Source organism: Pantoea sp. JV6, assembly GCF_025910055.1.
GTDB classification, from domain to species: Bacteria; Pseudomonadota; Gammaproteobacteria; order Enterobacterales; family Enterobacteriaceae; genus Pantoea; species Pantoea agglomerans.
Genome location: NZ_JAPCIM010000012.1, coordinates 754,597 through 771,110, shown reverse-complemented (window position 1 = coordinate 771,110; position 16,514 = coordinate 754,597). Strand labels below are relative to the sequence as shown.

Annotated in this window: 19 protein-coding genes and 1 pseudogene; 16 read left to right on the top strand and 4 right to left on the bottom strand. The window is 58.4% G+C overall.

What is annotated here, in order from left to right; translation table 11 throughout:
* Positions 1 to 10 precede the first annotated feature (10 nt).
* Complete coding sequence (locus tag OK412_RS14005) at positions 11 to 1,597, bottom strand: gamma-glutamyltransferase family protein (RefSeq protein WP_089414539.1); 1,587 nt, start codon at positions 1,595 to 1,597, stop codon at positions 11 to 13.
* A 138-nt stretch (positions 1,598 to 1,735) separates the two neighbouring features.
* Between OK412_RS14005 and hpxU the strand changes: the two genes are divergently transcribed.
* The 9 genes from hpxU (at position 1,736) to uraH (ending at position 8,935) form a co-directional block, all read left to right on the top strand.
* Complete coding sequence (gene hpxU / locus OK412_RS14000) at positions 1,736 to 2,575, top strand: MurR/RpiR family transcriptional regulator HpxU (protein WP_010255152.1); 840 nt, start codon at positions 1,736 to 1,738, stop codon at positions 2,573 to 2,575.
* A 192-nt stretch (positions 2,576 to 2,767) separates the two neighbouring features.
* The gene (locus tag OK412_RS13995) at positions 2,768 to 3,553 is read left to right on the top strand and encodes a transporter substrate-binding domain-containing protein (RefSeq protein WP_010255154.1); all 786 of its coding nucleotides are present in this window, start codon (positions 2,768 to 2,770) and stop codon (positions 3,551 to 3,553) included.
* A 10-nt stretch (positions 3,554 to 3,563) separates the two neighbouring features.
* Positions 3,564 to 4,232, top strand: coding sequence for an amino acid ABC transporter permease (locus OK412_RS13990; protein ID WP_010255155.1), 669 nt, complete (start codon positions 3,564 to 3,566; stop codon positions 4,230 to 4,232).
* Positions 4,232 to 4,888: an amino acid ABC transporter permease gene (locus OK412_RS13985; RefSeq protein WP_010255156.1), complete on the top strand. Its 657-nt coding sequence runs from the start codon at positions 4,232 to 4,234 to the stop codon at positions 4,886 to 4,888. Before OK412_RS13990 ends, OK412_RS13985 begins: the two co-directional genes overlap by 1 nt.
* On the top strand, positions 4,869 to 5,600 hold the full coding sequence (locus OK412_RS13980) for an amino acid ABC transporter ATP-binding protein (protein WP_010671147.1): 732 nt from the start codon (positions 4,869 to 4,871) through the stop codon (positions 5,598 to 5,600). The genes OK412_RS13985 and OK412_RS13980 overlap by 20 nt, the downstream gene beginning before the upstream one ends.
* 20 nt (positions 5,601 to 5,620) lie before the next feature.
* Positions 5,621 to 6,856 carry a pyridoxal-phosphate-dependent aminotransferase family protein gene (locus OK412_RS13975; RefSeq protein WP_111533464.1) on the top strand — a complete coding sequence of 412 codons (1,236 nt, stop codon included), beginning with the start codon at positions 5,621 to 5,623 and terminating at the stop codon, positions 6,854 to 6,856.
* Positions 6,853 to 8,106, top strand: coding sequence for an allantoate amidohydrolase (gene hpxK / locus OK412_RS13970; RefSeq protein WP_010255158.1), 1,254 nt, complete (start codon positions 6,853 to 6,855; stop codon positions 8,104 to 8,106). Before OK412_RS13975 ends, hpxK begins: the two co-directional genes overlap by 4 nt.
* A gap of 2 nt (positions 8,107 to 8,108) precedes the next feature.
* Positions 8,109 to 8,603, top strand: coding sequence for a 2-oxo-4-hydroxy-4-carboxy-5-ureidoimidazoline decarboxylase (gene uraD, locus OK412_RS13965; RefSeq protein WP_192034236.1), 495 nt, complete (start codon positions 8,109 to 8,111; stop codon positions 8,601 to 8,603).
* Positions 8,600 to 8,935 carry a hydroxyisourate hydrolase gene (gene uraH, locus OK412_RS13960; protein ID WP_010671151.1) on the top strand — a complete coding sequence of 112 codons (336 nt, stop codon included), beginning with the start codon at positions 8,600 to 8,602 and terminating at the stop codon, positions 8,933 to 8,935. Before uraD ends, uraH begins: the two co-directional genes overlap by 4 nt.
* 27 nt (positions 8,936 to 8,962) lie before the next feature.
* Here uraH and OK412_RS13955 read toward each other — a convergent pair whose 3' ends face one another.
* A complete protein-coding gene (locus OK412_RS13955) occupies positions 8,963 to 9,730 on the bottom strand; it encodes an amidohydrolase (RefSeq protein WP_264353256.1) in 768 nt (255 codons plus the stop codon).
* Positions 9,718 to 10,878: a pyridoxal phosphate-dependent aminotransferase gene (locus tag OK412_RS13950; protein ID WP_033785395.1), complete on the bottom strand. Its 1,161-nt coding sequence runs from the start codon at positions 10,876 to 10,878 to the stop codon at positions 9,718 to 9,720. The genes OK412_RS13955 and OK412_RS13950 overlap by 13 nt, the downstream gene beginning before the upstream one ends.
* 271 nt (positions 10,879 to 11,149) lie before the next feature.
* On the opposite strand from OK412_RS13950, the pseudogene OK412_RS13945 reads away from it, so the two are divergent.
* The 6 genes and pseudogenes from OK412_RS13945 to OK412_RS13920 all read left to right on the top strand — a co-directional run.
* A pseudogene (locus OK412_RS13945) lies at positions 11,150 to 11,494 on the top strand (hypothetical protein); the annotation flags it as partial.
* On the top strand, positions 11,471 to 11,815 hold the full coding sequence (locus OK412_RS13940; protein WP_264353265.1) for a colicin D domain-containing protein: 345 nt from the start codon (positions 11,471 to 11,473) through the stop codon (positions 11,813 to 11,815). The pseudogene OK412_RS13945 and the gene OK412_RS13940, both read left to right, overlap by 24 nt.
* Positions 11,805 to 12,104 (top strand): colicin immunity domain-containing protein, encoded by a 300-nt coding sequence (locus OK412_RS13935; RefSeq protein WP_033766595.1) that lies wholly within the window; start codon positions 11,805 to 11,807, stop codon positions 12,102 to 12,104. Before OK412_RS13940 ends, OK412_RS13935 begins: the two co-directional genes overlap by 11 nt.
* Positions 12,105 to 12,183: 79 nt before the next feature.
* The gene (locus OK412_RS13930; RefSeq protein WP_010255165.1) at positions 12,184 to 12,798 is read left to right on the top strand and encodes a methylthioribulose 1-phosphate dehydratase; all 615 of its coding nucleotides are present in this window, start codon (positions 12,184 to 12,186) and stop codon (positions 12,796 to 12,798) included.
* Positions 12,795 to 13,478 (top strand): acireductone synthase, encoded by a 684-nt coding sequence (gene mtnC, locus OK412_RS13925; RefSeq protein WP_158131977.1) that lies wholly within the window; start codon positions 12,795 to 12,797, stop codon positions 13,476 to 13,478. Before OK412_RS13930 ends, mtnC begins: the two co-directional genes overlap by 4 nt.
* Before the next feature lies 1 nt (position 13,479).
* Positions 13,480 to 14,022 carry a 1,2-dihydroxy-3-keto-5-methylthiopentene dioxygenase gene (locus OK412_RS13920; protein ID WP_010671156.1) on the top strand — a complete coding sequence of 181 codons (543 nt, stop codon included), beginning with the start codon at positions 13,480 to 13,482 and terminating at the stop codon, positions 14,020 to 14,022.
* Between the two features lie 56 nt (positions 14,023 to 14,078).
* Here OK412_RS13920 and mtnA read toward each other — a convergent pair whose 3' ends face one another.
* A complete protein-coding gene (gene mtnA, locus OK412_RS13915; protein ID WP_191921095.1) occupies positions 14,079 to 15,101 on the bottom strand; it encodes an S-methyl-5-thioribose-1-phosphate isomerase in 1,023 nt (340 codons plus the stop codon).
* Between the two features lie 122 nt (positions 15,102 to 15,223).
* Between mtnA and mtnK the strand changes: the two genes are divergently transcribed.
* The gene (mtnK, locus tag OK412_RS13910) at positions 15,224 to 16,423 is read left to right on the top strand and encodes an S-methyl-5-thioribose kinase (protein WP_033756697.1); all 1,200 of its coding nucleotides are present in this window, start codon (positions 15,224 to 15,226) and stop codon (positions 16,421 to 16,423) included.
* Positions 16,424 to 16,514: the final 91 nt, after the last annotated feature.

Here is a 16,514-nt window from a genome sequence, read left to right as displayed (position 1 = left end):
TTCGCTCCTGTTAAAAACCGGCGGCGCTGCCGTTACTGCGTGGATCGCTTGCGCCCTCAAACATGCCGTTGCTGTGGCGCACAATGGCGCCCGCATGGCCCACGGATTCGCTGAAGTCCGGCAGCAGCTCCACCTCATGTCCCCACAGACGCAGCATCAATACCGTTTCGTCGTCAAAACGACCTTCCAGTTTCAGCGAGTCTGATGATTGCCCCCAGGTCCGGCCCAGCAGCCAGCGCGGCGCACTGACCGCCTGTTGTAACGGCAAGCCCTGAATCACATGGCGGGTAAAAATCGCCGCCTGAGTCTGCGGCTGTCCATCCCCACCCATCGCGCCATACACCAGCGTCCGGCCATCTTTCAGCCGTGCGGCGGCGGGATTCAGGGTATGAAACGGTTGCTTACCGGGTGCCAGGGCCAGCAGATGGTCAGGATCGAGGCTGAAAGCGGCACCGCGGTTCTGCCAGGTGATACCCGTGCCGGGCAGCACCACACCACTGCCAAATTCGTGATAAATGCTCTGAATAAAGGAGACGGCCAGGCCGCTGCTGTCCATCACGCCCATCCAGACCGTATCGCCCGGCCCGCGTCCGTTTCCCCATGCCGCCGCCTCTCCATCGGTGATCTGGCTGGCGAGTGTGGCAAGGTGATCGCTGTCCAGCAGCGCCTGCAAATCTTCCGTGACGTGACGTGGATCGGTGATGTGTTTGTCGCGCAGTGCAAACGCTTTTTTGGTGGCTTCCACGATACGGTGCACCGTCTGCGCATCGTCAGCCTCCGCCATCTCCAGCCGATCGGTGATGCCCAGGATCGCCAGCGACACCATGCCCTGCGTTGGCGGGGTGATATTCCAGATATCACCTTCGCTGTGGGAGAGATGCAGCGGCGTTGTGCGACGGGCGCGATGCTGCTGCAGATCGGCCAGCGTCACCGGCATGCCCAGCGTGGTCATCTCATCGGCCATATGGTGAGCCAGCGGGCCGCGATAAAAGCTGTCGAGCCCCTCTTCAGTAAGCTGGCTGAGGGTGTTTGCCAGGGCGGGCTGGGTAAAACGGCTGCCTGGCTGCGGCACGTTGCCGTCAGGCATAAAGGTGGCGCTGAAGCCGGGCTGATGCTGCAATTCACTGCGGAACGTCGCGGTGGCGGCGCTCTGTGAGGCAGTCACCGGAATACCGTCGGCGGCGTAGCGAATCGCATCGCGCAGCAGACGTGCCAGCGGCAGCGGCGGGGTGCCCATCTCAGCCGAGAGATTCAGTGCCTCCTGCCAGCCGCTGACCGTACCGGCCACGGTCAGCGCCGCTTTCGGCCCGCGATGCGGAATCTTAAGGTGATCGGCGTAGAAATCGTGATGAGCCAGCGAACCGGCTGCGCCGCTGGCGTCGATAGCGACAGGATCGCCGCCGGGCGGCAGAATCAGCCAGAAACCATCACCGCCCAGTCCATTCATATGCGGGTAGACCACGGCGATGGTCGCGGCAGCGGCCACCATTGCTTCAATGGCATTACCGCCATCACGCAGAACCGCGAGCGCGCTCTCACTCGCCAGATGGTGTGGCGTCACCGCCATCCCCTGCGGGGCCATATTGCTTTGAATCATTTTTTTCTCGTTATCCGGGTGACAGAACCGATAACAAAGCAAGAGCTGTTCCAGTTTTCACCCTGAGCTGACAATGCGCCGCTTAACCTGGCGCAAATTGTGCTAGCTTCTGCTGAAACAAAAGTTACAGGACGGGTTATGAAACAGCTTGATGAACGACTCAGGAGTCACTATCCCCAGCTCTCCCCGCAGGAGCAGCGTATTGCCGACTTCGTGTTTGACCACTTCGATGACCTGATCAGCTACAACAGTGCCGAGCTGGCGCGGCTCAGTGGCGTGTCGAAAGCCACGGTCAGCCGGCTGTTTAAGCGTCTGGGCTATGAAAAATACAAGGATATGCGTGATGAGTTACGCATCCTGCGCCAGAGCGGCATGCCGCTGACCGATAATCGTGATGCGGTGCAGGGCAATACGCTGCTGGCGCGACACTACAAGCAGGAGATGGCTAACCTGACGCAGTGGGTGAACAGTCTGGATGCCCGGCACTTTAATGAGGTTATCCAGCAGCTGGCGCAGGCAAAACGCGTCTTTATCATCGGCATGCGCAACGCCTATCCGGTGGCACTGCATCTGCGACAGCAGCTGGTGCAGGCGCGTTCGCAGGTACATATCCTGCCGCAGCCGGGCCAGACGCTGGCTGAGGAGCTGGTGGATATTACGCCGGAGGATATGGTGGTCGTGATGGCCTTCCGTCGTCGTCCCCGCATCATTCGCCCGCTGATGCAGCAGTTGCAGGCGGCCGGTATCCCGCTGCTGGCGCTGTGTGAGCCGCAGGCGCAGACGGTGATTGCGCTGGCGCGCTGGCAGCTCTGTACGCCGCTGGACAGCGTTTCCGCCTTCGACAGTTATGGCTCCGCCATGAGTCTGGTTAACCTGATTGCCAATGCACTGCTACATGAAATGCTGGCACAGGGACGTCAGCGCATTCATCAGATCGCCGACCTTTATCAGCAGTTTGACGAGCTGGAGCACCGCTAAAAGGCACCGTTTTGGTGCTTTGCCCCATTTCAGAACAGACCTTCCCCCGGCGTAGTCGTCCCGATTACGCCAGATTTCAGCTGAATGCTTTGCCGCTTAACCCTTTTTCTGTGGCCGTCCGGATTGGCACATTAGTTGCAGATTGCATCTCAAAGAATCTTTTGTTTCACGTTAATCTCACCGGGGTGCATAATGAAAAAAGTTTTGATGGCGGTTGCGACAGCGGCATTACTGATGGCACAAGCGGGAAGCGCGCTGGCCGATCAACTGCAGGACATCCAGAAACGCGGCGTCATTCGCATCGCCGTGCCGCAGGATTTCCCGCCGTTTGGCTCGGTTGGCACCGATCTGCAGCCGCAGGGGTATGACATCGACACGGCCAGATACCTGGCAAAGCAGATGAAACTTAAGTTGCAGCTGGTGCCGGTCAGCAGTGCCAACCGCGTGCCTTATCTGCAAACCGACAAGGTCGACCTGGTCATCTCCAGCATGGGTAAAAATGCCGAGCGGGAAAAAGTGATCGACTTCACCCGCGCCTATGCGCCGTTCTTCCTGGGCGTATTCGGGCCGAAAGGCGATGAAATCAAAGCGGCGTCTGCCCTGAGCGGCAAATCGATTGGTGTAACACGCGGTGCGGTAGAGGACATGGTGCTCAGTGACGTTGCGCCGAAAGATGCACAGGTGAAACGCTACGAAGATAACAACACTACCTTGTCTGCGTATCTCTCCGGTCAGGTGCAGTATGTGGCGACCGGCAACCTGGTGGTCGCCGCCATTGCCCGTCAGAATCCGGCTAAAGCGCCGGTGGCGCAGTTTATGCTGAAAGATTCTCCCTGCTATATCGGCCTGAAGAAAGATCAGCCGGCACTGAAAGCGAAAGTGAATGCGCTGATTGAGCAGGGCATCAAAGATGGCACCCTGAATAAACTGTCAGAAGAGTGGCTGAAAGCGCCGCTGCCCGCCAACCTCGGCGCCTGAGGAAAGATCCATGACCGGGCAACTTAACTTTCCCGCCCTGTGGCCCTACTGGCCGGAGCTGCTCTCCGGTCTTTGGGTCACCATTCAGCTGACGGTGCTGGCGACTACCGGTGGCGTGGCGCTGGGCATTGCGGGCGCGGCGCTGCGCAGTGGCAGACCCAGCTGGATGAGCCGCCTGTGGGGCATCTATGTCGAGCTGATCCGCAACACGCCGTTTGTGGTGCAACTGTTCTTTATCGTTTTCGGTCTGCCTGCGCTGGGGCTGAAACTCACTGCTGGCGAGGCGGCGCTGCTGGCGATGCTGATCAACCTCGGGGCATATAGCACCGAGATTATTCGTGCCGGAATACAGGTGACACCCAAAGGGCAGTGGGAAGCGGGACGGGTGCTGGGATTAACCCGCAGCCAGACGTTTCTGCGGGTGGTGTTGCCGCCCGCGCTGCAGCGCATTTATCCGGCGCTGGTGAGTCAGTGCATCATCGTGATGCTGGGTTCGTCGGTGGTGTCGCAGGTCTCCTACGAGGAGCTGACCTTCGCCGCCAACCTGATCCAGTCGCGCACCTTCTTAAGTTTTGAGGTCTATCTGGTGACCACGCTGATCTACCTGGCGTTGTCGATTGCAATGCGCCATCTGCTGCTGGCGATTGGCCGTAAATGGTTTGGAGTGCAGCCATCATGATGACGACCTTTACCGACTGGGACATCCTGCGCAACCTGCTGCTGGCGGCACGCTGGACCCTGTTGCTGTCGCTGGTGGCCTTTGTCGGCGGCACGCTGGTGACGCTGCCGCTGCTGTTTATGCGCCTGCTGCAACGCAAATGGTTAACGCGGCTGGTACGCGGTTACACCGCGCTGTTTCAGGGCACGCCGCTGCTAATGCAGCTGTTCCTGGCGTTTTTCGGCGTCGGCCTGTTCGGCATTGATGTTGCACCCTGGACGGCGGCCTCGCTGGCGCTGACCTTCTACACCAGCGCCTTTCTGGTCGATATCTGGTACGGCAGCATCCGCGCCCTGCCAAAAGGCCAGTGGGAAGCGTCGCGCTGTCTCGGCCTGACCTTTGGTCAGACGCTGTGGCGGGTCATTGCGCCGCAGGCGATCCGCATCGGTATTGCCCCGACGGTGGGGTTTGCTGTCCAGGTGATCAAGGGCACCGCGCTGGCGTCAATTATCGGTTTTATCGAGCTGACCAAAGCGGGCACCATTCTGAACAACGTGACCTATCAGCCGTTTAAAGTCTTTGGGCTGGTGGCGCTGGGCTACTTCCTGATGTGTTATCCGCTGTCTCGCTACAGCCAGTATCTGGAGAAAAAATTCAATGCCGCTCATCACCATTAATCAGGTGCAAAAATATTACGGCGACAACCATGTGTTGAAAGGCGTGGATCTGGATATCGACATGGGCGAGGTGATCTCAATCATCGGTCGCAGCGGATCGGGCAAAAGCACGCTGCTGCGCTGCATGAACGGGCTGGAAGGCTATCAGGAGGGCAGCATCAAGCTCGGCGGTATGACGATTACCGATCGCGACTCGCAGGCGCGTGAAATCAGCCGCTCGGTCGGGATGGTGTTTCAGAGCTTCAATCTGTTCCCGCACATGACGGCACTGGAGAACGTGATGCTGGCGCCGCGCCGGGTGCTGAAAAAAAGCGAGGCCGAGTGCCGGGCGCTGGCGGCGCAGATGCTGGAGAAAGTCGGGCTGGGCGAGCGTCTCAACTACTATCCTGCCAGCCTCTCCGGCGGTCAGCAGCAGCGCGTGGCGATCGCCCGTGCACTGGCGATGACGCCGAAAGTTTTACTCTGTGATGAGATCACCTCCGCGCTCGATCCCGAGCTGGTGGGCGAAGTGCTCAAAGTTCTGGAGCAGCTGGCGTCAGAAGGGATGACGCTGATCCTCGTCACGCATGAAATGAGCTTCGCCCGCGACGTGGGCGATCGTGTGGTCTTTATGCATCAGGGGCGCGTCTGGGAGCAGGGCGACAGTAAGACGCTGTTCGCTCAGCCGCAGTCACCGGAGCTGAAGCAGTTTATCTCTTCGGTTCGCCTCTGATTCTGAAAAAGGAAATTACGATGGATATCAATCACTACCCGCAACTTAACCCGCCACAGCGTCTGCTAATGGGGCCAGGACCGATCAATGCCGATCCACGTGTGCTGCGCGCCATGTCGAGTCAGCTGCTGGGGCAGTACGATCCCGCGATGACCCACTACATGAATGAAGTGATGGCGCTCTATCGCGGCGTGTTTCGCACAGAGAACCGCTGGACACTGCTGATTGACGGCACCTCCCGCGCCGGTATCGAATCGATTCTGCTGTCATCGATCCGGCCTGGCGACAAAGTGCTGGTACCGGTGTTTGGCCGCTTTGGTCATCTGCTGTGCGAAATTGCCCGCCGCTGTCGTGCGGAAGTGCACACCATTGAAGTGCCGTGGGGCGAAGTCTTTACTCCCGAACAGATTGAAGATGCGATCAAAAAAGTGCGGCCGCGCCTGCTGCTGACCGTGCAGGGCGACACCTCAACCACCATGCTACAGCCGCTTGAGCAACTGGGTGCGATCTGCAAACAGTATGGCGTGCTGTTCTACACCGATGCCACCGCGTCGCTGGCGGGTAATGCGCTGGAAACGGACGCCTGGGGGCTTGATGCCGTGTCCGCGGGGATGCAGAAATGCCTGGGCGGTCCATCAGGCACCTCGCCGATCACGCTGAGCGCAGAGATGGAAGCGGTGATCCGCAAACGCAAATGCGTAGAGCAGGGGATCCGCACCGAGGCGCATCAGGATGGCGAAGAGGAGATGATCTACTCCAACTATTTTGATCTCGGCATGATCATGGATTACTGGGGGCCGGAGCGGCTCAACCACCATACCGAAGCGACCAGTGCGCTGTTTGGCGCGCGCGAGTGCGCCCGGCTGATCCTGCAGGAGGGGCTGGACAACGGCATCGCCCGCCACAAGCTGCACGGTGAAGCATTGCTGAAAGGCATTCAGGGGATGGGGCTGGAGACTTTCGGCGACCTGAAACACAAAATGAACAACGTGCTGGGCGTGATGATCCCGTCTGGCGTAAACGGCGATCAGGTGCGCAAGCTGATGCTGGAAGATTTCGGCATTGAGATTGGCACCTCGTTTGGCCCGCTGCATGGCAAGGTGTGGCGCATCGGTACCATGGGCTACAACGCGCGTAAAGATTGCGTGATGCAGACTCTCTCCGCGCTGGAAACGGTGCTGACCTATGTCGGCTATCGCACGCCGCAGGGTGCCGCGGCGCAGGCCGCCTGGGATCACTACGGGAGCCACGCATGATGATGAGCGCCAGCGAAGCCCAGGCCGCTGCACAGCGCGTTATGGCGCGCTGCGATGCGCTGGCGGCGATCAGCGAAACGGCCGAGGGGCTGACCCGCGTCTACCTGTCGCCCGAACATCTGCGCGCCAATGCCTGTGTCGGTGAGTGGATGCAGGCGGCGGGGATGCAGGTGTGGCAGGATGAAGTGGGCAATATCTGTGGGCGCTACGAGGCGGCAGAAGCGGGTGCACCCGCGTTACTGCTTGGCTCGCATCTCGACACGGTGCGCAACGCCGGTCGCTACGACGGCATGCTGGGCGTGCTCAGCGCCATTGAAACCGTACAGTGGCTTAACGAACATCAGCGCCGCTTACCGCTGGCGATTGAAGTCATTGGCTTTGGTGACGAAGAGGGCACCCGTTTTGGCATTACGCTGCTCGGCAGTCGTGGCATTACCGGCAGCTGGCCGCAAAGCTGGGTGACGCATCCTGACGGCAACGGCATTACCGTGGCGCAGGCGATGGCGGATGTCGGGCTCGACAGCGACAGGATCGCATCTGCGGCGCGGCGGGTTGAGGATATCGTCGGTTATCTTGAGCTGCACATCGAGCAGGGCCCCTGCCTGGAGCAGGAGGATCTGGCGCTCGGTGTGGTCACCGCCATCAACGGTGCGCGCCGCCTCAACTGCCGTTTCACCGGTGAAGCGGGCCACGCGGGCACGGTGCCGATGACCCACCGCAAAGATGCGCTGGCTGCTGCTGCCGAGTGGATGGTGTTTATCGAGCAGACCACCCGTGAGCAGGATCCGCAACTGGTGGCTACCGTCGGTACGATTAACTGCGCGCCGGGAGCGGTCAATGTAATCCCTGGCGAGGTATCGCTGTCGCTGGACGTGCGCGGTCCGCTGGATAACCCGCTGGAGACACTGCTCTCCAGTCTGTTAACCCAGGCGGAGGCGATTGCGCTGCGGCGTGGACTCCGCTTTGAGTCGAACGAATATTATCGCATCGGTGCCACCGCCTGTGACTCCGCGCTGCAACAGGCGCTGAGTCATGCGGTGGAAACGGTGCAGGGGCGCAGCCTGTCACTGCCGAGCGGTGCGGGGCACGACGCCATCGCTATCGCTGAACGCTGGCCGGTCGGCATGCTATTTGTGCGTAACCATCGCGGTATCAGCCACCATCCGGCAGAGTCCGTGGCGGTGGCTGATGTGGCGCCCGCGCTGCAGGCTTATTTACAGGCGGTCTCGCTGATTGCTGAACGGAGCTGAACATGGAATTAGCCGCATTTAATCAGCTGTCGGCTGATGAGGCGCAGGCGGCCATCCGGCATTGTGTTGCCATTCCGCACTGGCAGCAGTCGCTGGTGGCGGCGCGGCCTTTTGACACCCTGGATGCGCTACGGGCAACCGCCGATGCGCTGGCCCGCCAGTGGCAGCAGCCTGAGCTGGAGGCAGCACTGTCGGCGCATCCCCGCATTGGCGAACGCGCGAACGGTGCGGATAAAGAAGCGGCACTTTCACGCGGAGAGCAGTCCGCCATGCAGCAGGCCGACAGCGCTTTGCAGCAGGCAATGCAGCAGGGGAATCAGGCGTATGAAACGCGTTTTGGCCGGGTGTTTCTGATTCGCGCTAAAGGGCGCAGCGGCGAGCAGATGCTGGCAGAGTTGGAGCGTCGGTTGCAGAATAGCGATCCTGCCGAGCAGCAGGAGGCGCTGGATCAGCTGCGTGAAATTACCCTGTTACGCCTGAAGGAGACGATTCAATGAGTACTGTTACCACCCATATTCTGGACACGGCGCTGGGCAAACCGGCCAGCGGTGTAGCGATTTCACTTGAGCAGAACAGCCCGGAAGGGTGGTTTCCGATTTCACAGGGTGAAACCGACAGCGACGGGCGTCTGAAAGATCTGACGCCCGAGCCGCTGACGCCGGGCCACTACCGTTTAACGGCAGAAATCGGCGACTATTTTGCCGCCGCCGGTCGGGATGCACTCTACGTTAGCGCGCAGATCGATTTTATGATTGCCGAAGCGGGCAGTCATTTTCATCTGCCGTTTCTGATTTCGCCCTGGTCCTGGTCAACCTATCGCGGCAGTTAATGGGCGGGCTGACTTCCCGCCTGCCATTCACAGCGAAAAGCGATCCGCATCCTGCCAGGCCGGGAAGCGCTCGCGATAAGCATTCAGTGCGTCCAGCGACAGCTCTGCGTCCAGCCTGGCGCGCTGGTGCGGCTCAGCCGCGCTGAGGATCTCGCCCTGCGGTGAAATAATCTGGCTGTCGCCGCTGTATTCATGCTGATTGCCGTCACTGCCGACGCGGTTACAGCCTGCTATATAAGCCTGATTCTCAATTGCCCGCGCCAGCAGCAGTGCCTGCCAGTGCAGTGCACGCGGTGCAGGCCAGTTGGCGACATAGAGCGCCAGATCGTAATCGTTGCGGTTGCGCGAGAAGACCGGGAAACGCAGGTCGTAACAGATTTGCGGCAGGATGCGCCAGCCGCGCCACTCAAACACCTGACGCTGTTCGCCAGGCAGATAGTGGTGATGCTCGTCCGCCATGCGGAACAGGTGGCGCTTGTCATACTGATGCAGCGTGCCGTCCGGCTCCACCAGCAGAAAGCGGTTTACCGCGCCGTGTTCGGTCTGAATCGCCGCGCTACCGCCGACCAGGGCATCGTTGCGACGGGCATGCTGATGCAGCCACTCCACCACCTGCGCCTGAGGCAGCGAGCTTTTCGCCGCTTCCATTGCAAAGCCGGTGGTAAACATCTCTGGCAGTAAAATCAGATCGCGCCCGGTGAGTTCATCCAGTTGCTCGTCAAAATGGCGCAGGTTGGCCTCGCCATCCATCCAGCTCAGCGTCTCCTGCAGTAACGTGATTTTTAAAGCTGACATAAGCGCTCCGCGGCGGCATCTAATGTCGCCGGCTGTTTGGCAAAACAGAGGCGGATCAGTTTATGAGGAAAGGCATCGGCGCAGAACACCGACAGAGGAATTGCGGCCACACCGACTTCCCGGGTCAGCCACTGGCAGAAACTGACATCATCCAGATCGGAGACGGCGCTGTAATCGACCAGCAAAAAGTAGGTACCTTCGCAGGGAAGCACCTTAAAGCGGCTGCTGCTTAGCGCCGTTGCCAGCCGATCGCGGCGGTCGCGATAAAACGCTGGCAGCTCAAGATAGTGCTCCGGATGCTCACGCAGCATATCGGCAATCGCCAGCTGCGCCGGCGTATTCACCGAGAAGGTCAGATACTGATGCACCTTGCGCAGTTCCGCGCTGATCGCGGCAGGGGCAATGCAGTAGCCCACTTTCCAGCCGGTCATATGGAAGGTCTTACCAAACGACGACACCGCGATAGCACGCTGGCGCAGTTCGGGATGTGCCAGCACGCTGGCGTGGCCTGCCTGATCGAAGCAGATGTGCTCATAGACTTCGTCGCTCAGCACATAGACCGGCCGCGCAGCAATCGCCTGCCACAGCGCGGCGAAATCCTGCTGCTGCCAGACGGTGGCGGAAGGATTGTGCGGCGTATTCAGGATCACCAGCCGGGTTTTATCACTCAGCAGCGCAGCAAACGCCTGCCAGTCAACCCGGAAAGCGGGCGGCTGCAGCGTAATGCGTTTCATCACGCCGCCCGACAACTCTACCGCAGGCGCATAGCTGTCGTAGCTGGGATCAAAGCAGATCACTTCATCGCCTGGCCGCACCAGCGCGGTAATCGCCGCATAGAGCGCTTCGGTTGCGCCTGCCGTCACCGTAATCTCCGTTTCGACATCAGGCCGATAGTCATAAAGCCGCGCGGTTTTCTCTGCTATCGCCTCACGTAACGGCAGCGCACCCGTCATCGGCGCATACTGGTTCGCGCCCTGGCTGACATGATACGCCAGCCGCTGCTGCAGATAGGCCGGGCCGCTAAAATCAGGAAAGCCCTGAGAGAGATTGATAGCGTTATGCTGCTGCGCCAGCGCACTCATCTGGCTGAAAATGGTGGTGCCGAGCAAAGGGAGTTTACTCTCGGGGATCAGGTTGTGCTGCGTCATGATGTCAGGCCTTAAGCGCGAAGATTGATGCGGTGTCACCCGGTGTTTGTGCCACTATAAACAGGATGATAGTATTTGGCAATCAAGACGCTTAGATGGCTAAATGCGTCATGCTCCACACCTCAGCTTCGTTAGCTTCGTTTGCTTACCCCGGTCACTGACAAGTGTCAGCTCCCGGGGATGCGCGCACTTGCTGCCTTGCTGAGATGCGGATCATCTGGCAGGACCCGAAGAGTATGGTTCAGCAGTCAGGCACCAGACCCATAAAATTCTGTTACTTCGATCCCGGCTCAATCACCTCATATCCCGGCAACTGAAACGCCCGGTATATCACGTCCGTCCTGCTGCACCGGTGCAACACGCTCAGTCAGCAAAAACCATCAATAGCAAAGCCGCGGGCCGGCTGTTGGCTGCTGGCGGAATTTATAACGGCAATATCGAGGGGTTCAGAAAGACCGCCGGACAGCTCGGCGGCGATGCTCCAGCCGGTTTCGAGCAGGTCATGGATAACAAAGGTCTGCTCATTACCGGCGCCTCTGTAGCGGCAGGTCTTGCAATGGGAAAGCTGGGAACGGTAAGCGAATTAGAAAAGCTGTCTGCGTTATCAAAAGTACCTAAGCCACCTCCATCAGAATTTGTTAATTTTGAAACCAGACAGCTACAGAAAAAGTTTAAGCACGCTGTGGATTTCAACCTGTCGGGCACTCCCAATGCCGAAGGGTTGAAGTCATATGAACAGGCACTTAAAGCGCATATAGACGATCCACTGACACAACAAATCGCCGGCAAATACCGATGGAATCAGGATGTTAACCACTACTACAATCCTGAAACTAAAATTGATGTAATGACTAAACCTGATGGTAATTTCATCTCTAAATGGAAGTTATCCGAAACTCAAATTTCCGATCTGAAAGGTGAAGGTAATGTCTACTGATCAAAGCGAAGCAGATATGTTAGCCCTAATCGATTCGTTTGTTTCAGGTGCTATGTCGGCGCCAGAGTTTGAGGAAAAATACCTGAACGCATGGCGTGAACACAGAGCTGCTGACACAGCGGATAAACAAAACAAAGATACACAACGTTATTTTGACTCGGTATTCTCAGCTGTTGATTCTTATTGCTCTAATCCTGACCTGATTGACGAAGATGACTTAGATGCTCAGGGTCTGTTTGATTACGTCGTAAATTTAAGAAAAACCTGGGAAGAGTCACTCCTGGCTTGATGACCTGGGCGAACTGAACATCATATCCCTGACCGTTATCTGAGCCACCCGAGATCACATTTCACCGCAAGGAACTTTTATGTCGCAGAGTCTTCCATTAGATCAGCTGGTCGCCGCCTGTCACTGGATTGGCGCGAAAGGCTGGGCACCGGCCACCGGCGGAAATATGTCGGTGCGCCGCGATGAACATGTCTGCCTGCTGAGTGAATCGGGCAAAGATAAAGGCACGCTGACGCGGGATGACTTTATCGAGGTCGATATTGCTACCAGCCAGTCGCTCTCTGGCCGTAAGCCGTCGGCAGAAACCGGTCTGCACACGATGATCTATCGACTTTTTCCCGAGGCGGGCGCGGTGCTGCATACCCACACCGTGAATGCGACTGTTCTGTCGCGGGTGGAGCAGGGCGCGGCGCTGCTGCTGCACGGCTATGAGATGCAAAAATCGTTAAGTGGCCAGCACACCCATCTGGATACGCTGGCCATTCCTGTGTTCGACAACAGCCAGGACATTGCGGCGCTGGCGTCAGAAATTGAAGATTACGCCGCCCGCTTTCCGCTGCGTTACGGCTTTCTGCTGCGCGGCCACGGCTTAACCTGCTGGGGCCGGGATGTCAGCGAAGCACGCCGTCATCTGGAAGGTCTGGAATTTTTATTTGAATGTGAACGTCAACGTCGCCTGCTGGAGAGAGCATGATTCGCGCCATTGTTACTGATATCGAAGGCACCACCAGCGATATCCGTTTTGTACATAACATCCTGTTTCCCTACGCCCGCCAGCATCTGGCGAGTTTTTTGCGTGAAAATGCGCATCAGCCCGAGGTCGCCGCAGCGCTGCAGTCGGTACGTGAGGAGGCCGGTCAGCCGCAGGCCGACCTGAATGCGGTGACAGAGATTCTGCTGGGGTTTATGGACCAGGATCGCAAATCAACCGGCCTGAAGGCGCTGCAGGGCATGATCTGGCGCGATGGTTATGTTAACGGCAGTTTTACCGGCCATCTCTATCCTGACGTCCTGCCAGCACTAAGCCGCTGGAAGGCACAGGGCATTGAACTGTATGTATATTCCTCCGGCTCGGTTGCGGCGCAGAAATTGTTATTTGGCTACAGCGACGAAGGTGATATTACTGACCTCTTCAGCGGCTATTTTGATACGCACGTGGGTGCCAAACGCGAAGTCGCAGCCTATCGCGCTATCGCCGCTGAAATTGGTCAGCCAGCGGAGCAGCTGCTGTTTCTCTCCGATATTCATCAGGAGCTGGATGCCGCCGCTGAGGCGGGCTGGCAGACGCTGCAACTACTGCGTGGCGATGCAGACGGCGAGAGCCGCCATCGTCAGGTGACAGATTTTTCCCAGATTAACCCGGAGTCAATTTAGGATGAGCGCACTGACTATTTTTACCGACCGCGAAGCCAGCCAGCCGGTGTGGCACAGCACCGACGCGGAAGAGATTCGTGAACGCCTGAGCACCAAAGGCGTCCGTTTTGAGCGCTGGGAAGCCGATCGCGATCTGGGTGAAAATCCGGATCCCGAAACGGTGATCAACGCCTATCAGCATGCGATCGATCGGCTGGTGGCAGAGAAGGGCTATCAGAGCTGGGATGTGATCAGCATGCGCGCCGATAATCCGCAGAAAACCGTGCTGCGCGAGAAGTTCCTCTCTGAACATACACACGGCGAAGATGAGGTGCGTTTCTTTGTTGAGGGTGCCGGACTCTTCTGTCTGCACCTGGATGGCGAGATCCTGCAGATCCTCTGCGAAAAAAACGATCTGATCTCGGTACCAGCGGGAACACCACACTGGTTTGATATGGGATCGTCACCGCACTTCACGGCTATCCGTATTTTCGATAATCAGGAAGGCTGGGTAGCGAACTTTACCGGCGATAAGATTGCGGATGCCTATCCGCGTCTGGCGTAAACCGCCCGTCGTTTTCGCAAGGCGTTTGCCGCTCACGGTAAACGCCTTGCAGACCGTTATTGTGGCTGGAAAATGCCACCCTGAACCTGGTCAGGCGTGACTACCCCGGTGTCCAGTACCCAGCCGCTGATCAGGGTGGCGGGCGTGACATCAAACGCCGGGTTATAGACCTTCGCCGCTTCCGGCGCCCACTGCACGCTGCCAAAACTGCCGGCAACGCCCGTCACTTCACTGGCGGCGCGCTGCTCAATAGGAATCGCTGCGCCGTCCGGACAGCTGCGATCCAGCGTGGTATGCGGGGCCGCCACGTAAAACGGAATCTGATGATAATGGGCCAGCACCGCCAGGCTGTAGGTGCCGATTTTATTCGCCACATCGCCGTTGGCGGCAATGCGGTCAGCGCCTACCCATACGGCATCGACCTCTTCACGGGCCATCAGGCTGGCGGCCATGGAATCGGTAATCAGGGTGTAAGGAATCGCCAGCTCACCCAGCTCCCAGGCGGTTAACCGGCCGCCCTGTAACAGCGGACGGGTTTCATCAACCCAGACATTCTTAATCAGCCCCTGCTGATGGGCGCGGGCAATCACGCCAAGGGCGGTGCCCACACCGGCGGTGGCGAGTCCGCCGGTATTACAGTGGGTCAGCAGCTGGCTGCCGGGTTTCACCCGCGTACAACCCGCGTCAGCAATGGCGTCACACAGCTGCTTATCTTCCTGCACCAGTCGCCAGGCTTCTTCTGCCAGCGCGGGGGCAAAGTCCGGCTGCGCCAGCGCCAGTTTCATCCGGTCCAGATTGTTCATCAGATTGACAGCGGTAGGGCGGGCGGCGCGCAGGGTCTCCAGTGCCTGCGCCAGTTCAGCGCGCGTCTGCCCCTGTTCTGCCAGCAACGCCAGCAGCAGCGAGGCGGAAAGGCCAATCAGCGGCGCACCGCGCACCCGCAGCGCATGAATATGTTCAATCAGCTGGGGCACGCTGTGCGCGGGCAGCCAGTTCTTTTGCTGCGGCAGTGCCTGCTGATCCAGAATCCAGAGCTGATTGTCACGAACCTGTAAGCTGGTGGTTTGAAGTGTCTGCATTGTGGGTGAAATCCATGTTGCGTTAATGATACCTATTGTGCCAACATGCTGAACGGATGTATAGACGTCTGAACGGCTTATTACACCCAGGTTATCCCCCTTCGATTGATGAGGAACAGGCAATGTCGCAATACCGTACCTTTACTGCTGCTGATGCTGTGGAATATGCCCGACAATTTGGCGGCGTGGACAATCCTGCCGCGCTGAGCAGCGCAGAAGAGATTGGTGATGGCAACCTCAACCTGGTGTTTAAAATTTATGACGATCAGGGCAACAGCCGGGTGGTGGTCAAGCAGGCGCTGCCCTATGTGCGCTGTGTGGGTGAGTCCTGGCCACTGACGCTGGATCGGGCGCGGCTGGAAGCGCAGACCCTGGTCGAACACTACAAATATTGTCCGCAGCACACGGTGAAGATCACCCATTACGATGCGGAGCTGGCGGTGATGGTAATGGAAGATCTCTCCAGTCATCGCATCTGGCGCGGCGAGCTGGTGAAGGGCGCTTACTACCCGGAAGCGGCTCAGCAGTTAGGCGACTATCTGGCACAAACCCTGTTTCATACCTCCGATTTCATCCTGCATCCGCACCAGAAAAAAGCGGAAGTGGCGCGTTTTATTAATCCGGAAATGTGTGAAATCACCGAAGATCTTTTCTTTAACGATCCCTATACCGACCATGAGCGCAATAGCTATCCCGAAGCGCTTGAACCGCTGGTCGCCAGCCTGCGTAATGACGATGCACTGCGCATTGCGGTGGGCGGTCTCAAGCATCGTTTCTTTGCCCACGCTGAAGCGCTGCTGCATGGTGATATTCACAGCGGATCGATTTTCGTTGCTGATGGCAGCCTGAAAGCGATTGATGCGGAATTTGGTTATTTTGGCCCTATCGGTTTTGATGTCGGCACCGCCATCGGCAACCTGCTGATTAACTACTGCGGCGTGCCGGGTCTGCTGCCACCGCGTGAGGCCGCCGATGCACGCGAGCAGCGTCTCAGCGATGTGCACACCCTCTGGACCACCTTTGCCTCGGGCTTTCTGGCACTGGCGGCTGAGAAAACCCGTGATGAGGCGCTGGCTTATCCAGGCTATGCGGAGGCGTTTCTGCGTAAAGTATGGGCTGATACCATTGGTTACTGCGGCACCGAACTGATTCGCCGCACGGTGGGGATGTCACACGTGGCGGATATGAAGCTGATTGCCGATCCGGCGATGCGTACCGACTGCATCCGTAATGCAATTAATCTGGGACGCACGCTGATTCTGGCGGCCGATCATGTAGAAGATGTGGATGCGCTGATTGCCCGCATCCGTCAGGCGGGATAAAAAAAGCCGACGTGATGTCGGCTTTCAGGTAAATCAAAGGCTGGCTGTAAGAGTGTGCCCGCGCCGGAAACAGGGGCAGATCGGAAAGTCG

What these genes read in the sequence shown, in the direction of transcription:
- OK412_RS14005 (WP_089414539.1), bottom strand. Translation starts at nt 1,597, where the DNA reads ATGATTCAAAGCAATATGGCCCCGCAGGGGATGGCGGTGACGCCACAC.
- hpxU (WP_010255152.1), top strand. Translation starts at nt 1,736, where the DNA reads ATGAAACAGCTTGATGAACGACTCAGGAGTCACTATCCCCAGCTCTCC.
- OK412_RS13995 (WP_010255154.1), top strand. Translation starts at nt 2,768, where the DNA reads ATGAAAAAAGTTTTGATGGCGGTTGCGACAGCGGCATTACTGATGGCA.
- OK412_RS13990 (WP_010255155.1), top strand. Translation starts at nt 3,564, where the DNA reads ATGACCGGGCAACTTAACTTTCCCGCCCTGTGGCCCTACTGGCCGGAG.
- OK412_RS13985 (WP_010255156.1), top strand. Translation starts at nt 4,232, where the DNA reads ATGACGACCTTTACCGACTGGGACATCCTGCGCAACCTGCTGCTGGCG.
- OK412_RS13980 (WP_010671147.1), top strand. Translation starts at nt 4,869, where the DNA reads ATGCCGCTCATCACCATTAATCAGGTGCAAAAATATTACGGCGACAAC.
- OK412_RS13975 (WP_111533464.1), top strand. Translation starts at nt 5,621, where the DNA reads ATGGATATCAATCACTACCCGCAACTTAACCCGCCACAGCGTCTGCTA.
- hpxK (WP_010255158.1), top strand. Translation starts at nt 6,853, where the DNA reads ATGATGATGAGCGCCAGCGAAGCCCAGGCCGCTGCACAGCGCGTTATG.
- uraD (WP_192034236.1), top strand. Translation starts at nt 8,109, where the DNA reads ATGGAATTAGCCGCATTTAATCAGCTGTCGGCTGATGAGGCGCAGGCG.
- uraH (WP_010671151.1), top strand. Translation starts at nt 8,600, where the DNA reads ATGAGTACTGTTACCACCCATATTCTGGACACGGCGCTGGGCAAACCG.
- OK412_RS13955 (WP_264353256.1), bottom strand. Translation starts at nt 9,730, where the DNA reads ATGTCAGCTTTAAAAATCACGTTACTGCAGGAGACGCTGAGCTGGATG.
- OK412_RS13950 (WP_033785395.1), bottom strand. Translation starts at nt 10,878, where the DNA reads ATGACGCAGCACAACCTGATCCCCGAGAGTAAACTCCCTTTGCTCGGC.
- OK412_RS13935 (WP_033766595.1), top strand. Translation starts at nt 11,805, where the DNA reads ATGTCTACTGATCAAAGCGAAGCAGATATGTTAGCCCTAATCGATTCG.
- OK412_RS13930 (WP_010255165.1), top strand. Translation starts at nt 12,184, where the DNA reads ATGTCGCAGAGTCTTCCATTAGATCAGCTGGTCGCCGCCTGTCACTGG.
- mtnC (WP_158131977.1), top strand. Translation starts at nt 12,795, where the DNA reads ATGATTCGCGCCATTGTTACTGATATCGAAGGCACCACCAGCGATATC.
- OK412_RS13920 (WP_010671156.1), top strand. Translation starts at nt 13,480, where the DNA reads ATGAGCGCACTGACTATTTTTACCGACCGCGAAGCCAGCCAGCCGGTG.
- mtnA (WP_191921095.1), bottom strand. Translation starts at nt 15,101, where the DNA reads ATGCAGACACTTCAAACCACCAGCTTACAGGTTCGTGACAATCAGCTC.
- mtnK (WP_033756697.1), top strand. Translation starts at nt 15,224, where the DNA reads ATGTCGCAATACCGTACCTTTACTGCTGCTGATGCTGTGGAATATGCC.